The organism is Haloarcula quadrata, assembly GCF_003634715.1.
GTDB lineage: Archaea > Halobacteriota > Halobacteria > Halobacteriales > Haloarculaceae > Haloarcula > Haloarcula marismortui.
Genome location: NZ_RBWW01000005.1, coordinates 13,896 through 31,602 on the forward strand (window position 1 = coordinate 13,896; position 17,707 = coordinate 31,602).

Below are 17,707 nucleotides of genomic sequence, written 5' to 3' on the forward strand. Positions count from 1 at the left end.
ATATACTGCTATACGGAATTTTGTATATTTTTTCGAATAGGATTTGGTTCTAGGCAGCGTCAGGTAGTATAGATTAGACATTTGAAAGATTAGTTAATATTCGGAGACGGCTCTACTAGGATGCGGAACTCGTTCAGCACCGTTAGACAGGTGTGCGACAGTAAGAGTTAATCTTAAGACTAAGACTAATGTTAAACCACTTGTAAAATGACCGATGGGTTCACTGAGGCGCTTGACGAAACGGAGGGTGCGCAAGCCGCCTATGGGAAACAACTCGGGTTTGTTGAACAGCGAACTCCGTTCGCTGCGGAGTCGTTACCTGACACAAGTATCGCCGTTAACGTCAATCAAGACTTACTCAAGGAAGTAGCCAGCCACATTATCAATCGGGCAGGCCACGTCTCGGTAATTGACAAACGTGGAGCTGGCAAAACCCATTTTCGAGAACTTGTCTACGACGCGCTTCGGGACGGGCCTCGAAGCGAGGAATTCGCCATCGCGAGAATCAAAGAAGTCGAGTCAATCACAACGCGACGTTTCTACACTCGACTCTTGGACGAACTCCAACGTTACGAATATCTCGATATCCCAGAGTCGTACCCGCACGCGACAGACGAAGTCCGATCCGTCGTCGAAGATGTTGCCGGCCAGTTGGAAAATCAAAATCGCTGTGGCATCATCCAAGTGGATCAGCTCGAAGATGCCGCTCGTCGAAAGAGCACGTTCGAGCAGCTGCTGGCAGGCTTACAGAGTGTCGGTGACCTTGGTGAGTCTGAACCAGTGTTCTTGCTGTTCCTATTTGGAACGCCTACCGCTGGAGATCGTATCGATGAGCTTCGGGAAACGCTGTCCTCCAGACTAGTCGCGAAACATCGGTCGCTGGAGCGCTTTGAGTTCGCAGAGACTGACGAACTGATCAGCCGGTGGCTAGCCTGGGCTCGGGACGAAGAGTTCACTGAGGGCTATCCAGCTGACCCATTCAGTGCCGGTGCGATTCGGAAAGTCGTAGACCGATCCGACGGCACACCCCGAGATGTCCGACAGCAATGCTACCACGGCTTTCGCGGTGGAGCAGAGCAGTATGCCGATACCGGAAAGGTCCGCATCACCGAAGAGACGTTCGAAAGCTACGTTTAATATTAAGACTAAGGTTAACTCATGGGAGACAATGCATTTGGCGACGCACTTGACGACGTTGCAGAGGAACAGACAGCAGATGAGACAGACAGCAGTGACGCGACAGAGAGGTTCATCAAGGCGATGGGTGGCGACGGCACGAAATCGAAAACAATCGGCTTCGCTGTTAGTCCCGAAATGAAGTACTTCTACGACGAGCTTCGTGCAAGCAATGATGTTGATGTCGATCCGGGTGACGAATTCCGCGACCAGTTGGAGCGACTGGCTAACCGGCATCCAGAAGTTGCCGATAAGGCCCGTCGGAAGCTCAAAATAGATACAGAGTAATCCTTAATATTAAGATTAGTATTAAGGATAAGACAATACAGAAAATAAACAGCCGTAACGAGCAGTTTTGTCGCCGCCTTCTGACCTTACAGCGGAAGCAGTGGTCTGTGCTGGATAGGGCAGTAGCCCTTTGATACATCGCGCTGACTGTTGTCTGGCGGCTACTGCCGTTGGAGCTGCCAGTTATTTCGAGGTGCTGCGCTGTTCTTGACACGTACAACACCATCTTTGCGGAGTTGTTCAACCGCGTCATCGAACTCCGCCATTGAGAATTCAATCTCTGCTTGTTCTAGCTGGTCAAGTACGTACATCACTGATGCCATTTCGTTTCCTTGGGCTTCCAATATCTTGAGAATCTGCCGTGCTATGTTAGACATAAGTGGATAGCAATCAGAGGGTAGTAGCTGTTCGCATATATATGGTTTATATCGATGATGCAGAGCTTTGTAGTGAGGATAGGGTACATATCTGCTTTCGAATAGTTTGGACAAGACACACACACCAGATTTTGAGTAAGAAGATAGAAGACTGTAGGCTATGAGGCCACATTACGGCACCTCGGTAGCTGTTCTTATTCCAAACTAGGTGTGTCTCTCTAGTCTAGTTATTCTAGTAGGTAGTGTAGCATATGTGTACAGTCCTGCTAGATGGAGTGAAACAGTCTTAGACGCGTCCTCCCCTGTCACACTTTATCTGTTTCTTACTCCAAACTAGGTGTGTGTGTCATACAGTTCCTTACTCAAAATCTGGTGTGACTGGACCAAGTTTTGTGTAAGGCAGAAGGCTGCTTGTTAGACGCCAGAGTGTCGCTTAGAGGGCTATTACTCATAACCCGGTCCGAAAGCTTATTTCGTGTCTACTGTTGTCTTTTGATAATGGATAGTGACGATGAATCGGAAGCCGTTCATAGCGTCTTTAATACCGTCAGTCAGGAAGGAGGAAAAATTTTTGAGCAGCGAGAGATCCTCCAGATTGACTATGTCCCCAGCGAGAATCGGATTGTCGGTCGCGACGAGCAAATTGAGAAGGTTGCTGGGGAGATTGGACCAATTGTTGTTGGTCAGCCACCGAACTCTATCATCATCTACGGAAAAACAGGGTGTGGTAAATCCCTCGTCGCAAAACACGTCTCTAAGATTGCACGAGAAGAGGCTGAAAATCGAGGCGTGAAACTTGCTACTGGATATGTCAACTGCCAGCAGGCAAAGGGTAACTCTGACGCTCTAAGTAAGTACGGGCGCGCTATCAATCCGCCAGAAAGTGGGGTAAAATTCCCAACCCGAGGAATTTCTGAAAATGAGTATTTTGAGCGAGTCTGGTCAGTGCTCAACGAGTTTTATGATGCTGCAATCATTGTTCTGGATGAAGTTGACAAACTCAACAACGACGATCTGCTGATGGCGCTTTCTCGAGCAGGAGAGGACGGAAGCGTTGATGTCCCGATCGGAGTGATTGCGGTATCGAATAAAATCAATTATCGGGACAAAATGAGCGAACGAACAAAGAGTTCGTTCGGGCACAATGAGTTCATATTTGAACCATACGATGCAGATCAGATTCGAGAGATTTTGCAAAACCGGACTGATGCCTTCGCAGATGGAGTTCTTGATGACGGTGTAATTCCTCGTGCTGCGGCACTGAGCGCTAAGGAACACGGGGACGCGCGAAAGGCCATGCGTCTTCTTCGGTATGCTGGCGATCAGGCAAACAAAGAGAATGCTGAGCGAGTGAAAGAGTCACACCTTACTGATGCACGCGCTTCAGCAGAGGTTGACCGACTTCTTGAACTCATATCAGGACTGCCACCCCATAGCAAGCACGTCTTGCTCGCGCTCGCGAACCTCACTAAGAATCACCCTGACCGAGAATGGTTCCGGACTGTGCGAGTCCGTGAAATATATCTTGAAGTGTGCGACCGGAGCGGGGCCGACCCTCTTTCGGCTGAGCGAACCCGACAATTACTCAACGAACTCTGCTTCTTAGAAGTCGCAGGGAGTCGACGAGGGACTGGTGAGGGCAAAGGACACTACAGCCAATATACTCTCCTGTGGGACGCAGATATCGTTCTTACCCTCGGTAACTGACACATGTCACTGTGGCGAAAACAGAACTAATGACCTGCCCACCTGATTCAGCGAGGGAGTCCCGCCGTTCGCCGAGGTAGGTGATCAACTCGCAATGGACACTCCAACCTCAGTTTTTGCATCGGATTCATAGTAGACCGGTACCCGAGGTATCTATATGAGCTACAGTGATGAGGAACTCCTGACCCACATCCGAGAGCTGGCAGCAGAACTCGGTGAAGCACCCTCAGTGAATCAAATGAGTGCCGCAGAGGGACGCCCAAGCGGGAGTACATACCGGCACCGGTTTGACTCATGGAGTGACGCCGTCGAGCAGGCGGGGGTAGAACCAACCGACCAATCAGGTCCATACACCAAGACAGAACTGTTAGAACATATCCGGGCGCTTGCAACCGAGCTAGGTCGGCCACCGACATTGGAAGATCTGAATGCGGATGACGATCGCCCGAGTTTCAAGCCATACCGTCGGGTATTCGACACGTGGAATGCCGCGCTTACCGCCGCCGGGTTTGACCCAAATCACGCTATGTCACACACGGAGCCAGAGGGGTACTCTGACGCCGAATTGCTCACACATATTCAAGAATTAGCCGAAGAGTTAGGGCGACCGCCGACGCAAGATGAAATGCATCAGGCCGATGACCGGCCCAGCGAAAGTACGTATAAGCGACGATTCGAGTCCTGGACCAGCGCAATTGAGGAGGCGGGTTTTGACTCGGGTCGAAAAACTAGCTCATACTCTGAAGCCGAATTACTGGATCTGCTTCGGGACTTAGCTACCGAACTTGGTGAAACGCCGTCAGTGCAGCAGTTGAATGCTGCCGAGGACTATCCGAGCCGAGCAGTGTACAGGAATCGATTCGGTTCGTGGAGCGCGGCGTTGGAGGCCGCTAATTTGGAGTGAGTACCAGATAACCTGGTTATCATAGTTGAAAACGCTTTATTCTCAAATTCTGAGCTAAACTCTCGCCCCAAGATAGTAGAATCGATTAACCCGAAACCGGACGAATTAACTCGTGGTGGCCGGGCCACATACGAGTGGAGAATAGCAGCTTGTGAGCCTGAAACCCTCGTTATCATGCTCGATAACTTGACCCGGAGTACTATATACAAGTATGATTTTCTTCCTATAGGGGCAGATTACCCCACAACACATCATGTTCGAGAAAATCGCTAACGAGAACGAACGCGGGCAGGTCGGGATTGGCACCCTCATCGTGTTCATCGCGATGGTGCTAGTCGCGGCCATTGCCGCGGGCGTCCTCATCAATACGGCCGGTTTCCTGCAGTCTAGTGCAGAGCAGACCGGCCAGGAGTCTAGTGCGCAAGTTACCAACCAGATTCAGGTCGCCTCAAAGGTTGGGCTCGTGTCCGGTGGGGCCACGACTGATACGATCCGTCTGGAAACCGGGAGCGATTCAGTCATCGCAATAGACTCGGGGTCCACTGTTGAAGTGAAAGTAACCACGAATACTTTGAGTTCATCCACTTCGCTAACTGCTGGGTCAAACGGCGGGTCCAGTGGGAACCTTGCTATAGACGACGGAGACGAGCTAATATTCACTAGACAGTCGTCAAGTGCGGTGACGATTGAAAATAATCGGACTGGCGCCTCAGTTGAGATTGGTACCGGACCTGACCAAGCGCTCAGGTTAGTTCGGGCTGACGGTAGTACGGTAAATACCGCCGCAGAAATCAAGTTGCAAAGAACCACTGATTCGGATGTAGCCCTTCGCTCAGCGAAACTAGTTGAGCAGGCTACCGGAGCCAGTGGACTGAGTGATTCCGTTGAACTTGGAGTTACGACGGGTAGCAACGGAGAATCGTACATCCCACTGACCGGTAATGCCAACAGTGACACGATTGTTATCGCTGATGGGACAGAATTAGAAGTTGGGCCCGATACCAGTAGTGGCGAAATTGGTAGCTCATCTAACAAAATTCCGGTTTCCGCCGGAGAAACCGTTTCGTTTGAGTTTACCTCTAACAGTGAGGTTCGTGTTACGAATGAAGAAACCGGTGCAAGCGTCAATGTTGAGGCGTTCAACACTAATGATGCTGATGGAGAAGCGCTTGAAATCAGTGGTACCGTTGAGCTTGTTGCCTCTGACAGCACTGATATCAAGTCCAGTGGTGGAACCGCGTTCAAAAGCATTGAAAGTGGCGATAGTCCCGATCTTAGCAATGGGATCCTACTAGTCAACGATCGCTATGTTCAGTCTGGTGATACGGTTGAGTCTCTGAACATTGTCGCTATCAAAGGCTCTGGTGCCGATCAGATAAATATGGAAGAGACTACCATCACGACGATCGGACCAGACGGAACTAACACGCTAACCTACAGTGGATCTGGTGCCACTGAGGATGAGACTTACACTGTTGAAGCGATCCAAGACAACGACGACTCACTGCCAGTGATGACTGACTCGGATCGATTCCGAGTCGTTATTGACCCAGGGACACTCGAAACCGGCGAAACGATGACTCTCGAAGTCACGACGGAGTCCGGTGCAACCACCGAGATTCGGATCAGCGTTCCGAATACCCTGGCTGGCGAGTCCGCCGTTCAGGTATAACACTTCGGGCTACCGATTCGACTTTTTGTTTTCTGGTTTTATTTTTCGCGTACTGTTGTAGCAGTTGTTCTTAGTCAGTCATGTGTTCTGCTATCTCATCTCTCACCAGTGGCATGACTCCGCAGGGGTGAATGTTGACGTGCTTTCAATTCGCGCTGTACCTACTCTCGACTTTGACCGATTTCACTGCTGTCGGTGATTTTGATATTGTTTCCAGTAGTGTCCGTAATATGTCTGGTTCTTTCGACCTTCTGGTGCTCGTAGAACGACAGGGCTGGGGCTAACAGCCGGGCAGATGGCGTGTCCGCTGGCGTGCTGAGTGCGGTTCAGTGTGGATAGTCAGTCCGCGACAGTCCCTCCATCAGTCATCGCCGACGGCTGCTGGCCGCCACCATAGGAGCCCAGCGTCGTCTCGCCGCTGTCAGCAAGCCTCGAGTCGCCGTCGGCGTTCGCGAAGTGTCGAATCGTCTGTGCCATGTCCGGGTGGTCGATTTCGAGTTCGGTCAGATTCAGGCGCAGCACCTGTTGTCTGTCTGGTTTGCCAGTCCCGATTCCGAAGTGCTCGGCGGCTGCTTGCATCACGTCATGCATCGTTGGTCTCGAAATCTCATCGTCGAACACCGCTTCCCGAAGTTCTCGCTCGGGGAGCGTCACGTCCTTTGAGGACGTCGCCATTGCGCGGCGGCCGACAGTGTAGATGAGACGGCGCTTCATCTCATCAGTATCCAGCAGTTCGACCGAGCGGCGGCATTCAGCAGGCGTTTCGTCGGGGGCGATCTCTTCGGCCTGGTCGCGAGAGATCCACAGCTCCTCGTTGTGCGGGTGGCGCTCGTAGTCAAGGCGGTCTATCACGAGGTCGCGGTACTTCTCCAGCGTTGGGTCGGATGCCTTCGGTCCCTCGGCGGCGATGTTGTGGATGCTCTCGTTCAGGACCTCGTCAGTGAACGACTCGCCGACATCGTGGCAGATGGCGATCGTCTTGCGCTGGACGCTGCTGAGACTCTTATCGGAGTCGTCATTGAGCTCGCCCAGCATGGATTCGGCGTCGTCGACGACACGGTCGAGCTTGTCTTCCACCCGGCGAGATCGGCCGCCATCGCGATAGACGTTCAATGCGCGTGCGAGGGCGACACCATAGTTGTAGTCCGTGTGCTCGTCGACATATGCGCAGAACTCCTCTTTGAGTGGCGTCCCGACACGGATGCCGATGCGGGTCGGTTCCTGAGACGACAGATCAGATTTTATTTTTTCGCTGGCGTGGTCCGGAGAGCGGCCGGCGGCTGAGACGAGGCGGTCGACGAGCGTCTCAACGCGAGCATAGCCGTCCGCGTCAATATATTGCTCCATCGCGAGTTCGGCTTCACGGCCCAGATAGCCCTCAGCAACCCCGAATCGGGATTCGATGTGGCGACGGAACTGCTCCCACTCGTCTGCGGGAACCATCCAGTCCAGCTTGGAGGTGTCCCGCATCAGGATTGCACCTCCCGAAGGGCGGACCCGCACCCACACACCATCTCGGTGTGTGCGGGGGGGTTCACACCCACACCACACACACCTTCTTGGTGTGTGGGTGGGGTGGGGGTGCAGACCCCCACCCCGCCTGCGGTTGCGTCTTGCGACGGACCGCAGTGCGGGTAGACGGCCTGACGGCCGCCTTCGGGGGTCCAGGGGACCCCCGGGGGACACTCCAGTCCTCCGCACAGCGAAAAAATAAAATTCTGCGTGGGGTGGTCGTTCGTGGACGGTGCTGACCGCATGTCTCTATGCGTACGCTCTCGTTCGTGATGCTCCATATCCTGTGTAGTGAGCACCCTCCGCCTCTCGACGGCGGCAGATATGGCTAAGGATACCTGCTGCTGGTGGGTAACGCTTAAGCCATTCTGCCGAGAAGAACCGGTACAGAAACAGGGTTCGTTCCCAGCGATTCCCGTTGGCGCGGGTTCGAGCTGGGAACGCCGGTCCGTTCTCAGGCAAGTTGTGTTCTCGTAGTGTCTTCTCTGTCCTGCGACTTGCACATGCGGCGACTTAAAACCGCTAGGAGCGTCAGACATTGGTATCATCCTCGACAAGACTGCGAACCACATCGGCGTTTGACCCGCGAGCGATACTGACACGGTCAGTAGCGACGTTGACAATCTTCTCAGACGATTCGACAAGCACCCGCGGCGGGGCGTCGTACTCCTCGTAGGTGTAGCGCTCGCGAACGATCCCGAGCAGCGAACCACCCTCCAGTCGGTCAACCTTCACAGGTGTGCCGACGTCGGCGGTGTCGTCAGCGCGCGCCCGACGCGTGGCCGGCGCGCCTTGGCTGGCTCTACTCATCGGTCCACCCCCGTTTACGTACTCGCCCGAGCGCATCGAGCAACACCGCCTCGGTGTCGGCGTCTGCTTCGTCGGCAACGAGATCGGCGACCTCGACGACACGGTCGACGGTGACGTCGGACTCACTCGCCATCGTTGCCCTCCTGGTCGCGTGGTCGAAGGTGGACGACGACAGTACCCAGCTGGATACGGTGCTGGACCTCGGTCACGCGGTAGTGGTCCGTGTCCCAGGTGACGAGCTCGCCCTCGCGAGGAATCGTAGCGCCGTAGTGCTCGATTGTCTCGGTGAAGCTCTCCGGCGTGTCGGGCTTCTCGACGAGTTCGAGGCGGCTCACTCAGACGCACCTCCCCGCGTCGCCGACCGAGCGAGGTCGAAGTCGAACTCGAAGCAGCTGCCCAGCCCACACTCGTGACAGTCTGCGATGAATCGGAACCGGTCGGTGGCGAACCACTGGACGTTGCCACAGTCCTGGCACTCGAAGGCGACGGCGTGGCCGCGATAGACGGTGAGGTTCCGCTCTCGGTCGAGCTTCTGCACCGGTCTGGTCGCGCCACCGTGGCGGATCGCCGTCGGCACGTCGGCGCCGATGCGGGCGTCGCCCGGCGATTGCCCGCCGTCGGACATGGCGATGGGCTTTGTTGCGACGGTCTCGCAGTCGGCTGTCTGAAGCAGGTGCGCCGTCGATGTCTTCACGTAGGTCCAGACGCCCTCGCAAGCCAGACACAGCACGTTGAACCGGTCTTGTTGCTGGAGTCCGCCGTCACAGTCGTCGCGAGGACAGTCTTCGTGGTCCCAGCACAGCTCCGTGCCGGTCGCTGGCTGCTCACTCTGCATCGTCGCCCTCCTGTTCGTCGCCTTCGTTGAGGACGATTCGTTCAAGCCGGGCCAGCCGTTGCTCGATATCGTCTTCGGAGACGCGCCCGCCGTCAGTTTTCAGCTCACGAACCGGGCCACCAACAGCGGCCACCGCGTCGGCGTCGGGCCAGCGCTCGTTGAGCGACTGGCCGTCTATATCGTCGTAGGTGCTGTGGTCGGTGCTCATGCCGACCCTCCCGTGGAGTCTTCGGGCAGCTCAAAGCCGTTCTCGCGGAGGACATCAGCTGGCGAGCGGCCCGACTCATCATGATTTCCGCGTGGGTCGGGCTCGTCGTTGGCTTTGGCTGCACAGACACTGCAGAGGCCATAGCGCTCGCGGTCGGTCTCATCGGCGACACGGAACACTTCGATGTCGTCGCTGCCGGCATCACACAGTGGCGTCGGATCCTCTCGGGTAGCCTCGGGGGCTGGATGGTGGACCTTGCCGTCGTTCCACTGGGATTTGGGCATGACGTAGAACTCGTCGTCGGTGGGCGTCATCTGACACCTCCGTTGTGGCAGTGATGCGGGCAGACAGTGTTGTCGACCCGGAGGCCACGGGCGTGGCCGTACTCGGTGCCGTCACTGACTGTGACCCGGCGTCGGCACTCGGTACACAGCGCTTCGTTGCGAGCGCGTGTGATCGAGACTGTGGAGGGCTCGGGTGGCTGGGCGACCAGATGCGGGTGGCCCTGCAGGTAGGTCGGGCGGTTTGGGCGGTGCGTGCTCATTGTGGACCTCCGCTGACGGCGAGCAGCACCTGTCTGGCTTCGCGCGTGCGTTTGGTTGTGGTGTCTGTCTGGGCTAGGGCGAGTCGGGCTGTGCAGGCGTCTACTCGTGCTTGGCTGTGGCTGCGGTCGTAGCCCGGCCGGGATAGAACAGTCTGGCAGTACTCAACGACAGTAGCGTCGGTGTCGGCTTCGGTGAGGAGTCGTTTCGCGGTTTGGAGGCGACGCTCCTGTCGGTCCTGTGCGGTATCGTTTTGTGGTCTGATTGTCTCGGTCATAGTGCCGTGCGCGACCGGGCCAGCGGAGTTACGGCTCCGGTGGTCCATTTTCCACGAATCAATCTGGCCCGGTAAGCCGCGCATACCACCATGTTCCCTATCCCAACCACTTAGTGGTTTGCGTCTACAAACACATACAACGAGTAGTAAGACAAAATGCGTATTAGCTATAACAAATCCAACAAACCCGGTATTAGTAAAACCCCCGTTGCACAACGTACGAGTGTGCCACAAGTATCGTCTGAGCTGGCCATACTCGCATTTATGGCTGAGAATGAGGCCCCGATGCAACCCTTGTCTATCTATGGAGGCCTGATCCACCAGCAAAATATCACGTTCAGCTACCGAACAGTGCAGAACAAAATGTCCGAACTGGTGGAGAAAAACCACGTCAAACGCGTAAAAATAGATACCGATGACGGAGTTATTCGTGAACTTGCTGACGGGTCTGGCGGACGGGCGTATTACCTCATTACAGATGCCGGCCGCGAACGTGTTCAATCTGAGGTCTTTTAGCAAACACCAATATTCGTTTGCTAGCGAAAATAATAAGTAGCTCTGAGTATATACAATAATACAGGAACAGACGCGCCGCTGGGCGATTTTGTGCCTTCGAGAACACGAGTTGCCCACCCTGCTAGAGACAGGGCAGGCGCGTCGGTTCCTGGAAGAACCATGAGCAAATCTGCTTCGCCGACTAGTAAATCTGTCGGCACGACCGAACCGAATCCACAGGAACGCACCGCCCGCGAACTGCTCACACAGGGCCGTCCACTCTTCCTTGGCGTCGACGGCGAAGGCGCGGCCCATTACTGGGACTCGTATGAATTCGCCGTGGCTGTCGTCGCCACCAAAGATCGCGCCGAGAAAGTCGAACTCGCTGAGACGCCGTATAAAACACTCGCAGGGTGGTGCGAGTACACGCAGGACGAACGCGGCTGGGCGGTCGGCCCACACGTCGGGGGTTCGCTCGTCGACGATCTCGCTCGGAGGCTGAATGCATGAGCAAGACCGTTCGCTGTACGGTCGAGAATCGCCAGCGGGTCCGGCGGGCCGCTCGGGCACTGCGAGAGACCGCCCCGACCGCCGTGGTCGAAACGACGCCGCCGGTGCGCTCCGAGTACGACGCGTGGACGCTCGACGCCGTACTTCGTGAGACTGAGGGCGTTCCGCCGGAAGTGCTGCGGGAGCTGGCGTTGGCTGGACTGACGTTGCAGCCGACGCCCGCCCAGAACGAGCATCAGCACGTCGTGGCGACGGCCTGAGCGAGACAGCGATACCTCTATTTTTTGACGACTTGCATAGCTATTTGGCATGGGTTGCGATGGTTTCCAAGACGACTCCTGACAGCTCGCGACCCCGCGCCGGGGCCTGGTGAGGCAGGTCCCACGACGGCGCGAGTATCTATCTGTGGCTGACGGGCGAGTTGTATGTAAACCCCCCTTGTACTTCCGGGAGGGACCGAGTAGTGCGAGAATAAGCGCCTTTGAGTGGTCTTGCCGCTGAACATCGAGATGGGCTCGATATGCAGTTCGGCCGCTTGAGTCGCTGTCAGGGCGATACTCTGGCGGCGTGTGATAGGGTGTAATAAAGATAGCTTGTACTTCCGGGGTGGTGAGTCGCTAACCAACACTTGGTGGTGAAAGCGGCCAGGTGTTGGTTAGTTAGAGGGGTGGTTTAGGACAGTTCAACAGGGTGCTGGTTGCAGAACTATTGATGGCGAATTGGCTGGTCAGTAGGCGTGCGAATTGAATGACCATGCCACCGACATCTATATCAGTATGAAAAAAGTATGAATAGGTATGTCTGAACACAAACGGAAAGTCGGAGATCGGGGGCAGGTGACGATTCCGAAGGAACTGCGAGACCGTCGTGGCATTGAAGGCGGTGACGAAATTGAATTCGTCGAAGTGAATGACGAGATCATAATCAAACCGCCGACAGATAAGGAACGGCTTGCTGAAGGATACCGAAAGAGAGCCGAGCGGTCTCGTGAGTTGGCTGAAGAAATGGAAGAAGCATCCTCAGAAGCAACCGGGCATCTCGGTGACGCGCCCGGTTGGAGCGAGTGAATTCTGGAGTCAATTGTGCAGGTACGCCGCGGCGACATTGTCATTGTTGAACTAAATCCCACGAAAGGAAGTGAGCAGCAAGGGAAGAGCAGGCCCTGTGTTGTCATCCAGAACGATGTTGGGAATCAGTACTCGCCGACAACCATCATCGCTCCATTCACAAAGCAGTACACGTCTGGAGACACGTACCCATTCGAGGTAGAAGTACTGGCTTCGGATACTGTCCTTGATCACGATTCAGTGGCAGACCTAAGTCAAATCCGGGTTGTCGACATCGATGAACGTGTAAAAAATAACATTGGGTCTGTCCCGTCATCAGACATGGTGAAAATCGACTCGGCAATCAAAGATAGCCTCGGCATTTGAGCGAAAAGTTCCGTCAGTGTATAGTCTGTACTGACCGGATTACCACAAGCGATCGCCTCGGTGTTCGCAGTTTCTCGACGCCATGCTTTGGGAGACTGACGGCGTCCCGCCCGAAGTGCTACGGGAGATGGCACTGGCTGGGCTGACGCTCCAGCTGATACCCTCGCAGGCTGGGCACCAGCATGTCGTCGCGCCAGCTTAAATTGCTATCCGGTACTGTTTTTAGTATTGAGAATTGACATTGTGTCGGTGGCATCGCCACCAATAGGATAATACTGCCCTCTGTGGCAGGGGTTTGAATAGCCCCCTGATTCCATGGTGTCCGCACCCGGCGTACACCTTTTCTGGGAGTACAAGCATCTACAAGGTAGTCTTGAAGTCGGTATAGCCGGGCCTGAGCTGGCAATTTTCTCTGAACAATATCCGCCGTTTAATACAGATAATAGACGAGCGACTCATGTAATGCAACCGAAAGCGCTACTTACCGATGAAGACGCTGTTTCGCCGGTCATTGGAGTCATACTAATGGTCGCGATTACAGTTATTTTGGCTGCAGTAATCGCATCCTTCGTACTCGGACTCGGCGATACTGCAGCGCAATCAACACCACAGGCGAGCTTTACGTTCGATTATGAGGCCGGCGAACCACTTACGATCACGCACGATGGCGGGGATACGATAGAGGCTCAGGAACTGTATGTTCGTGGCACGAAGAGCAGCAGTGAGGATATCGATAAATCATGGGAGAGTTCCGACGTCGGCGATGTAGACCCATCCTCAGAGGTCGCAGCGGGTAACTCCGCAGAAATCTCCAGCGTAGATGGTGAATACGACCTCCGTGTAGTGTATGAGAGTCAAGACAGTGACAATTCCGCAACGCTTGCCCAAGACTCTGGTCCAGATGCCTAATAAATAGGATTGATATTACGATTGATAACGATAGCGGTATGCTTTAATCCACACGCAGACAATCTACATCTACACGAGTATAAAACGAGAGTAAGAATCCATAGGGTTTCGGTACGAAGAGAATCCTTTGGTAACGAACTCGTTTCAGACACGTGAATACAATCACCATGGATATTACACAGCTATTCGACGACGACAGCGCAGTATCACCGGTCATTGGGGTCATCCTAATGGTCGCAATCACAGTCATTCTCGCGGCCGTTATCGCTACGTTCGTGCTTGGACTTGGCGACAGCGTGAGTAACACTGCCCCACAAGCGAGCTTTAGCTTCAATTACGATACTGACGAAGACCCTAATCAGCTCGATATTACGCACAACGGTGGTGACACCATTGAAGCGCAGTTGCTGAGCGTCAGCTCCGATGAAGACTTCAAAGATCCTGATGACGATGTCACGGACTCCCGTTCAGCTGCATGGAGCGACTTCGATGCATTCAGCGAAGGGAGTCAAATCGCAGCAGGTAATACTCTAACAATTGCGGAAGAAGGCAGTAGTGACTTCGATCAAGCAACCGTCAGAGTGACCTTCCAATCCGAAGAGGGCGATACCTCCGCCACGTTGGCGGAGTGGACCGGCCCCGGTGCGTAAGTAACAATCTATGGGCTGCTACCCTCTCGCGGGTGCCGCAAGGTAGTCAGTATCCCTTATTTGAGCTCCTCATGAACTGATGTTGGTCGGACTGACTTTCCGATCAACGCTTGAATTAGTATCATCGAAACATCAGGAGATCAACTGCTTGACGGCAAGACCCGACAGCACGAGCCATAGCCACCACAGTACTGGTGATTCCGGATTTCGGGCGAATTTGCTGCACGCCGCTCACTCCCGGTAGCCGGTGTTATGAACGAAGGTGCGAGGGCTGCACGAGAGCCCGGTGTCAGGCCCTGCGGAAATCACTGACTGTGAACTTCCCCACACCGTCGCTCGTTCGCCGCACGAGCCGGTGCCCACCTGTACGCACTCCCGGGCGTCGGCCACCCACGCCACACCAGAACCTGTTCGGTCGCTGCGACGGGTGCCGTCTGAGCAGCGGCCCCGGAAATTTATCCACCTGTGGGTACACTGTACATACATGACGACCCGCGTCAATTTCCGATTGCCCGACGAACTTCTGGACAAAGCGGATGTCGCGGCCGCAGCGACACACAAAAACCGGACAGAGATCGTCGTTGCGGCGCTCCAGGAGTATTTAGAAGAGATGGAGGATCAAGAGACATTCAAGGAAACCGTTGTCGACCTCTATCTCGATGACGAGATCGGCTTTGACGCGCTGAAAGAGGTCCTCGGACGGCAAGATGCCGAATCCGTCCGGGCATCCAAGACCCTTCTTGAGCAGGGCGACGAGATGGCCGACGATCTCGCGCAACTGTGAGTGCATGATTGTCGCGGATACAGCTGCACTCATCTCTCTCGCGTCGGTCGACCTGCTCGATACGTTGCTCACCGAATTCGAGGTCGCTACCACGGAGACAGTTACCCACGAACTCGATGCAACCAGTGCCTATGACGATACCCACGGCCACGCCGCACAGACTGTCCTCGACAATACAGCGCAAATCACTGTTAGACACGTCGACGGCACGCTTGCCTCATCTCGGATTGACGAGGGCGAAGGGAGTTGTGCGCTCCTGTGCAACGACCTCGACGCAGCGTTCTTGATTACTGATGATCTTCGTGCCCTGCCCGAGCTCCAGACCGCTGTCGATGCACAGGTCGCGATTTCACCCATCGTGCTCAAAGCACTGGTAACCTGGCAGGTCCTCGATAGACAGACAGCTCTGGAGAAACTTGACCAGCTCGCCGAACAACGGTCCTGGCTTGGACAGCCGATCTATCGGCGGGCACAGAAACTATTTGAATGACAGCGAGTTCGTATTCGAAATTAAAATCGCACTTCAACGGTAGGTGTCGCCGCCTCAAATGATGGGTCATACTTGCTGAACACTTCATCAATGAGTTTTGCACCCACGCTAACAAGACCCAGCAGTCTATTCTCGATTACGCCACCTCAACGGATAGCAACGATGAAACCCACTACGAGATCAGGTCCCACTGCTCGCGATAAATAACTCCTTCTCTGAATTGAAGAGTCATCTGGTGTCGGAATAGTTGCCGACAAATGTTAGACTAGATGAATAGATGAATCCGAACTAAGATCGAATTATAGCTTATGATAATTTGACGGACAAATCTTAATATGGATAGTACGTACCTAATCATATCTACTGTTTCAAGGGCTCAATTGAATCCACAGACGGCGCCGGGATAGGTCGTTAGAATCACGGGTATGAAGCGGGAGAGTAATGTTATGCACAACACCCTCTTCCGCTTCGTGAAGCAAGTGGCTTCGCTCGCTCAAAAGCTTACTGACGCTGCGCTGATGGAACTGAGTGATCCAGCCGGCAACGGGTTTGCCGGCTGGAAGCACGCAGTCTTGCTCTATCTGCGCGAACACATGAGCGCGGAGTACGAGGAAATCATCGACTGGGCCGAAGAGATGGAACGTGTTCGAGCGGTATTGAATCTTCAACGCGGGGAGTTTCCCGCGCCTTCGACGCTGTGTAAGGCGTTCAAACGGGCATCGATGACTGTCTGGCGACAGCTGCTCCGCCGGTCGGCGGAGCTGCTGGACCAGAATGGTCACGCCGCAATTGATGCCACCTACTTCGACCGTCAGCAGGCATCGTCTCACTACTTGCGACGGATTGATCGTTCCGTCAAAACGATCCAGACGACGTTTCTCGTAGATACAGCTGAGGGAGCAATTCTTGACTTACACTGCAGCACGAAGTGGCCTGACGAAACCAAGATCGGCCCGAAGGTCGCCCTGCGGAACGCGGGCGACCTTCGAAGCTTGGCCGCTGACAAAGGCTATGATGACATGAGCTTCCGTGAGGAGCTTCGAAACGCCGGGATTCGTCCGCTGATCAAGCACCGTGTTTTCGCTCCTTACGATCACGCACACAACGCCCGAATAGACGACGAGCTCTATGGTCAGCGATCACAGACCGAGTCCGTCAACTCCTCAATCAAGCGCTCGCACGGCTCCGCCGTCCGAGCGCGTGACTGGTTCCGCCAGTTCCGGGAGATAACGCTCATAGCCGGCGTTTACAACGTGGAGCAGGCAATTGAACGCTGAAACGCCGAAATTCGCCGGATTCAATTGAGCCGTTTCAAGCATTTTATTGCTTATTGAGAGTATATGCAATTCACTTGCAGCGTATAATCAGATTAGATACAAAATGATACACGTTTACTAACTTAGTAGTATACTGATGAATTGACTCATTGCTTGCTATAACGAATTATCATATCAGTATTATAAACTGTTAATAACAAAACCTTGAATTTCTCATTCGCATGGTCGATTTCACTCGACGGCAGGTACTTTCACAGTCGGTGGCTGCTGCGCTTGGGGCCAGCGTCATCGGCGTGGCAAGCGGAGAAGAAGTCGAAGAGACAGATACACCGGGCGCTCCGAGCGTCGCTGGGAGCCTCAAGCGCTTCTCGACAACGGCATTTGGTGCGGAGGTGACAGGGCCATTCGTGTTCGAAGACGGCGGACTACTGTACAGTCTCCAACACCCGGACGAAGAGAACCCTGGAGAGTTCGGGCGGGCTGCGGTGGGCTATTTCAGCGGTTTCCAGTTTGAGTTTAACGGAAGCAATGACGACTTTCCTGAGGTGGGGGTTCCGGACACAGAAAATAAACAGCGTCAGGTCCGGTCCGCAGCCGGCGACTACGAAATCCTCGTGCAGGGACGCGAACCCATCAACAGTGGGCAGGCACGGCTTGGTGTGGTCCAGACGCCCGATGGAACAGATATCACCCAGGAGAACTTTGCGGGCACCCAGTACGGCGGCGCGGCGACGAACCCCGACTGCAACCAGTTCGTCCCGAGCAACGACGAGGGGACCGAGGGCTACCTGTTCACGAACTGGGAGAACAGCCCTGGGTGCGTTTCCCGGGTCCCGATAAGCAAGGGTGAG

General features: G+C 54.6%; 24 protein-coding genes and 1 pseudogene. 16 read left to right on the forward strand and 9 right to left on the reverse strand.

Annotated features, from left to right (window positions below; translation table 11 throughout):
* The first annotated feature begins 207 nt into the window (after positions 1-207).
* From BDK61_RS22670 to BDK61_RS22695, 5 genes are all read left to right on the forward strand, one after another.
* Positions 208-1,137, forward strand: a complete 930-nt coding sequence (locus BDK61_RS22670) for a hypothetical protein (protein ID WP_121304913.1) — start codon at positions 208-210, stop codon at positions 1,135-1,137.
* 21 nt (positions 1,138-1,158) lie between these two features.
* Complete coding sequence (locus BDK61_RS22675) at positions 1,159-1,464, forward strand: hypothetical protein (RefSeq protein ID WP_121304915.1); 306 nt, start codon at positions 1,159-1,161, stop codon at positions 1,462-1,464.
* 875 nt (positions 1,465-2,339) lie between these two features.
* Positions 2,340-3,548, forward strand: a complete 1,209-nt coding sequence (locus BDK61_RS22685; protein WP_011222135.1) for an orc1/cdc6 family replication initiation protein — start codon at positions 2,340-2,342, stop codon at positions 3,546-3,548.
* A gap of 157 nt (positions 3,549-3,705) precedes the next feature.
* A complete protein-coding gene (locus BDK61_RS22690) occupies positions 3,706-4,452 on the forward strand; it encodes a homing endonuclease associated repeat-containing protein (protein WP_121304917.1) in 747 nt (248 codons plus the stop codon).
* A 253-nt stretch (positions 4,453-4,705) separates the two neighbouring features.
* Positions 4,706-6,124: an archaellin/type IV pilin N-terminal domain-containing protein gene (locus tag BDK61_RS22695; RefSeq protein ID WP_121304919.1), complete on the forward strand. Its 1,419-nt coding sequence runs from the start codon at positions 4,706-4,708 to the stop codon at positions 6,122-6,124.
* A 339-nt stretch (positions 6,125-6,463) separates the two neighbouring features.
* Here the strand turns inward: BDK61_RS22695 and BDK61_RS22700 are convergent, their stop codons facing one another.
* The 9 genes from BDK61_RS22700 to BDK61_RS22735 form a co-directional block, all read right to left on the reverse strand.
* On the reverse strand, positions 6,464-7,594 hold the full coding sequence (locus BDK61_RS22700; protein ID WP_011222138.1) for a hypothetical protein: 1,131 nt from the start codon (positions 7,592-7,594) through the stop codon (positions 6,464-6,466).
* A gap of 573 nt (positions 7,595-8,167) precedes the next feature.
* A complete protein-coding gene (locus BDK61_RS22705; protein ID WP_121304921.1) occupies positions 8,168-8,446 on the reverse strand; it encodes a hypothetical protein in 279 nt (92 codons plus the stop codon).
* Positions 8,439-8,579, reverse strand: a complete 141-nt coding sequence (locus BDK61_RS23710; protein WP_167467426.1) for a hypothetical protein — start codon at positions 8,577-8,579, stop codon at positions 8,439-8,441. Before BDK61_RS23710 ends, BDK61_RS22705 begins: the two co-directional genes overlap by 8 nt.
* A complete protein-coding gene (locus BDK61_RS22710; protein WP_121304923.1) occupies positions 8,569-8,781 on the reverse strand; it encodes a hypothetical protein in 213 nt (70 codons plus the stop codon). Before BDK61_RS22710 ends, BDK61_RS23710 begins: the two co-directional genes overlap by 11 nt.
* Complete coding sequence (locus tag BDK61_RS22715; protein ID WP_121304925.1) at positions 8,778-9,281, reverse strand: hypothetical protein; 504 nt, start codon at positions 9,279-9,281, stop codon at positions 8,778-8,780. Before BDK61_RS22715 ends, BDK61_RS22710 begins: the two co-directional genes overlap by 4 nt.
* Complete coding sequence (locus BDK61_RS22720) at positions 9,271-9,489, reverse strand: hypothetical protein (protein WP_121304927.1); 219 nt, start codon at positions 9,487-9,489, stop codon at positions 9,271-9,273. Before BDK61_RS22720 ends, BDK61_RS22715 begins: the two co-directional genes overlap by 11 nt.
* The gene (locus tag BDK61_RS22725) at positions 9,486-9,803 is read right to left on the reverse strand and encodes a hypothetical protein (RefSeq protein WP_121304929.1); all 318 of its coding nucleotides are present in this window, start codon (positions 9,801-9,803) and stop codon (positions 9,486-9,488) included. The genes BDK61_RS22720 and BDK61_RS22725 overlap by 4 nt, the downstream gene beginning before the upstream one ends.
* Positions 9,800-10,033 (reverse strand): hypothetical protein, encoded by a 234-nt coding sequence (locus tag BDK61_RS22730; protein WP_121304931.1) that lies wholly within the window; start codon positions 10,031-10,033, stop codon positions 9,800-9,802. The genes BDK61_RS22725 and BDK61_RS22730 overlap by 4 nt, the downstream gene beginning before the upstream one ends.
* Entirely contained in the window at positions 10,030-10,392 is a 363-nt protein-coding gene (locus tag BDK61_RS22735; protein ID WP_244210032.1) for a hypothetical protein, read from the reverse strand. Before BDK61_RS22735 ends, BDK61_RS22730 begins: the two co-directional genes overlap by 4 nt.
* A gap of 72 nt (positions 10,393-10,464) precedes the next feature.
* Between BDK61_RS22735 and BDK61_RS22740 the strand changes: the two genes are divergently transcribed.
* The 11 genes and pseudogenes from BDK61_RS22740 to BDK61_RS22790 all read left to right on the forward strand — a co-directional run.
* Entirely contained in the window at positions 10,465-10,824 is a 360-nt protein-coding gene (locus BDK61_RS22740; RefSeq protein ID WP_148709183.1) for a helix-turn-helix domain-containing protein, read from the forward strand.
* Positions 10,825-10,983: 159 nt separating this feature from the next.
* The gene (locus tag BDK61_RS22745) at positions 10,984-11,313 is read left to right on the forward strand and encodes a hypothetical protein (RefSeq protein WP_121304935.1); all 330 of its coding nucleotides are present in this window, start codon (positions 10,984-10,986) and stop codon (positions 11,311-11,313) included.
* Positions 11,310-11,573 carry a hypothetical protein gene (locus tag BDK61_RS22750; protein ID WP_121304937.1) on the forward strand — a complete coding sequence of 88 codons (264 nt, stop codon included), beginning with the start codon at positions 11,310-11,312 and terminating at the stop codon, positions 11,571-11,573. The genes BDK61_RS22745 and BDK61_RS22750 overlap by 4 nt, the downstream gene beginning before the upstream one ends.
* A 537-nt stretch (positions 11,574-12,110) precedes the next feature.
* On the forward strand, positions 12,111-12,380 hold the full coding sequence (locus BDK61_RS22755) for an AbrB/MazE/SpoVT family DNA-binding domain-containing protein (protein ID WP_121304939.1): 270 nt from the start codon (positions 12,111-12,113) through the stop codon (positions 12,378-12,380).
* A gap of 15 nt (positions 12,381-12,395) precedes the next feature.
* Positions 12,396-12,746 carry a type II toxin-antitoxin system PemK/MazF family toxin gene (locus BDK61_RS22760; RefSeq protein WP_121304941.1) on the forward strand — a complete coding sequence of 117 codons (351 nt, stop codon included), beginning with the start codon at positions 12,396-12,398 and terminating at the stop codon, positions 12,744-12,746.
* A gap of 462 nt (positions 12,747-13,208) precedes the next feature.
* Positions 13,209-13,655, forward strand: a complete 447-nt coding sequence (locus BDK61_RS22765; RefSeq protein ID WP_121304943.1) for a type IV pilin — start codon at positions 13,209-13,211, stop codon at positions 13,653-13,655.
* Between the two features lie 152 nt (positions 13,656-13,807).
* Positions 13,808-14,305 (forward strand): type IV pilin N-terminal domain-containing protein, encoded by a 498-nt coding sequence (locus BDK61_RS22770; RefSeq protein ID WP_341866894.1) that lies wholly within the window; start codon positions 13,808-13,810, stop codon positions 14,303-14,305.
* Positions 14,306-14,789: 484 nt separating this feature from the next.
* Positions 14,790-15,089: a ribbon-helix-helix protein, CopG family gene (locus BDK61_RS22775; RefSeq protein ID WP_121304947.1), complete on the forward strand. Its 300-nt coding sequence runs from the start codon at positions 14,790-14,792 to the stop codon at positions 15,087-15,089.
* 4 nt (positions 15,090-15,093) lie between these two features.
* Positions 15,094-15,579: a hypothetical protein gene (locus BDK61_RS22780; RefSeq protein ID WP_121304949.1), complete on the forward strand. Its 486-nt coding sequence runs from the start codon at positions 15,094-15,096 to the stop codon at positions 15,577-15,579.
* A gap of 425 nt (positions 15,580-16,004) precedes the next feature.
* Positions 16,005-16,856, forward strand: coding sequence for an IS5-like element ISHma10 family transposase (locus tag BDK61_RS22785; protein ID WP_121301968.1), 852 nt, complete (start codon positions 16,005-16,007; stop codon positions 16,854-16,856).
* A gap of 221 nt (positions 16,857-17,077) precedes the next feature.
* Positions 17,078-17,707, forward strand: a pseudogene (locus BDK61_RS22790) (alkaline phosphatase PhoX); the annotation flags it as partial.

Bases quoted from the DNA above. Each gene is read 5' to 3' on its own strand.
- BDK61_RS23710 (WP_167467426.1), bottom strand. From the start codon at position 8,579: ATGGCGAGTGAGTCCGACGTCACCGTCGACCGTGTCGTCGAGGTCGCC.
- BDK61_RS22695 (WP_121304919.1), top strand. From the start codon at position 4,706: ATGTTCGAGAAAATCGCTAACGAGAACGAACGCGGGCAGGTCGGGATT.
- BDK61_RS22775 (WP_121304947.1), top strand. From the start codon at position 14,790: ATGACGACCCGCGTCAATTTCCGATTGCCCGACGAACTTCTGGACAAA.
- BDK61_RS22715 (WP_121304925.1), bottom strand. From the start codon at position 9,281: ATGCAGAGTGAGCAGCCAGCGACCGGCACGGAGCTGTGCTGGGACCAC.
- BDK61_RS22755 (WP_121304939.1), top strand. From the start codon at position 12,111: ATGTCTGAACACAAACGGAAAGTCGGAGATCGGGGGCAGGTGACGATT.
- BDK61_RS22740 (WP_148709183.1), top strand. From the start codon at position 10,465: ATGCGTATTAGCTATAACAAATCCAACAAACCCGGTATTAGTAAAACC.
- BDK61_RS22730 (WP_121304931.1), bottom strand. From the start codon at position 10,033: ATGAGCACGCACCGCCCAAACCGCCCGACCTACCTGCAGGGCCACCCG.
- BDK61_RS22725 (WP_121304929.1), bottom strand. From the start codon at position 9,803: ATGACGCCCACCGACGACGAGTTCTACGTCATGCCCAAATCCCAGTGG.
- BDK61_RS22750 (WP_121304937.1), top strand. From the start codon at position 11,310: ATGAGCAAGACCGTTCGCTGTACGGTCGAGAATCGCCAGCGGGTCCGG.
- BDK61_RS22735 (WP_244210032.1), bottom strand. From the start codon at position 10,392: ATGCGCGGCTTACCGGGCCAGATTGATTCGTGGAAAATGGACCACCGG.
- BDK61_RS22700 (WP_011222138.1), bottom strand. From the start codon at position 7,594: ATGCGGGACACCTCCAAGCTGGACTGGATGGTTCCCGCAGACGAGTGG.
- BDK61_RS22670 (WP_121304913.1), top strand. From the start codon at position 208: ATGACCGATGGGTTCACTGAGGCGCTTGACGAAACGGAGGGTGCGCAA.
- BDK61_RS22705 (WP_121304921.1), bottom strand. From the start codon at position 8,446: ATGAGTAGAGCCAGCCAAGGCGCGCCGGCCACGCGTCGGGCGCGCGCT.
- BDK61_RS22675 (WP_121304915.1), top strand. From the start codon at position 1,159: ATGGGAGACAATGCATTTGGCGACGCACTTGACGACGTTGCAGAGGAA.
- BDK61_RS22765 (WP_121304943.1), top strand. From the start codon at position 13,209: ATGCAACCGAAAGCGCTACTTACCGATGAAGACGCTGTTTCGCCGGTC.
- BDK61_RS22780 (WP_121304949.1), top strand. From the start codon at position 15,094: ATGATTGTCGCGGATACAGCTGCACTCATCTCTCTCGCGTCGGTCGAC.
- BDK61_RS22785 (WP_121301968.1), top strand. From the start codon at position 16,005: ATGAAGCGGGAGAGTAATGTTATGCACAACACCCTCTTCCGCTTCGTG.
- BDK61_RS22690 (WP_121304917.1), top strand. From the start codon at position 3,706: ATGAGCTACAGTGATGAGGAACTCCTGACCCACATCCGAGAGCTGGCA.
- BDK61_RS22720 (WP_121304927.1), bottom strand. From the start codon at position 9,489: ATGAGCACCGACCACAGCACCTACGACGATATAGACGGCCAGTCGCTC.
- BDK61_RS22685 (WP_011222135.1), top strand. From the start codon at position 2,340: ATGGATAGTGACGATGAATCGGAAGCCGTTCATAGCGTCTTTAATACC.
- BDK61_RS22745 (WP_121304935.1), top strand. From the start codon at position 10,984: ATGAGCAAATCTGCTTCGCCGACTAGTAAATCTGTCGGCACGACCGAA.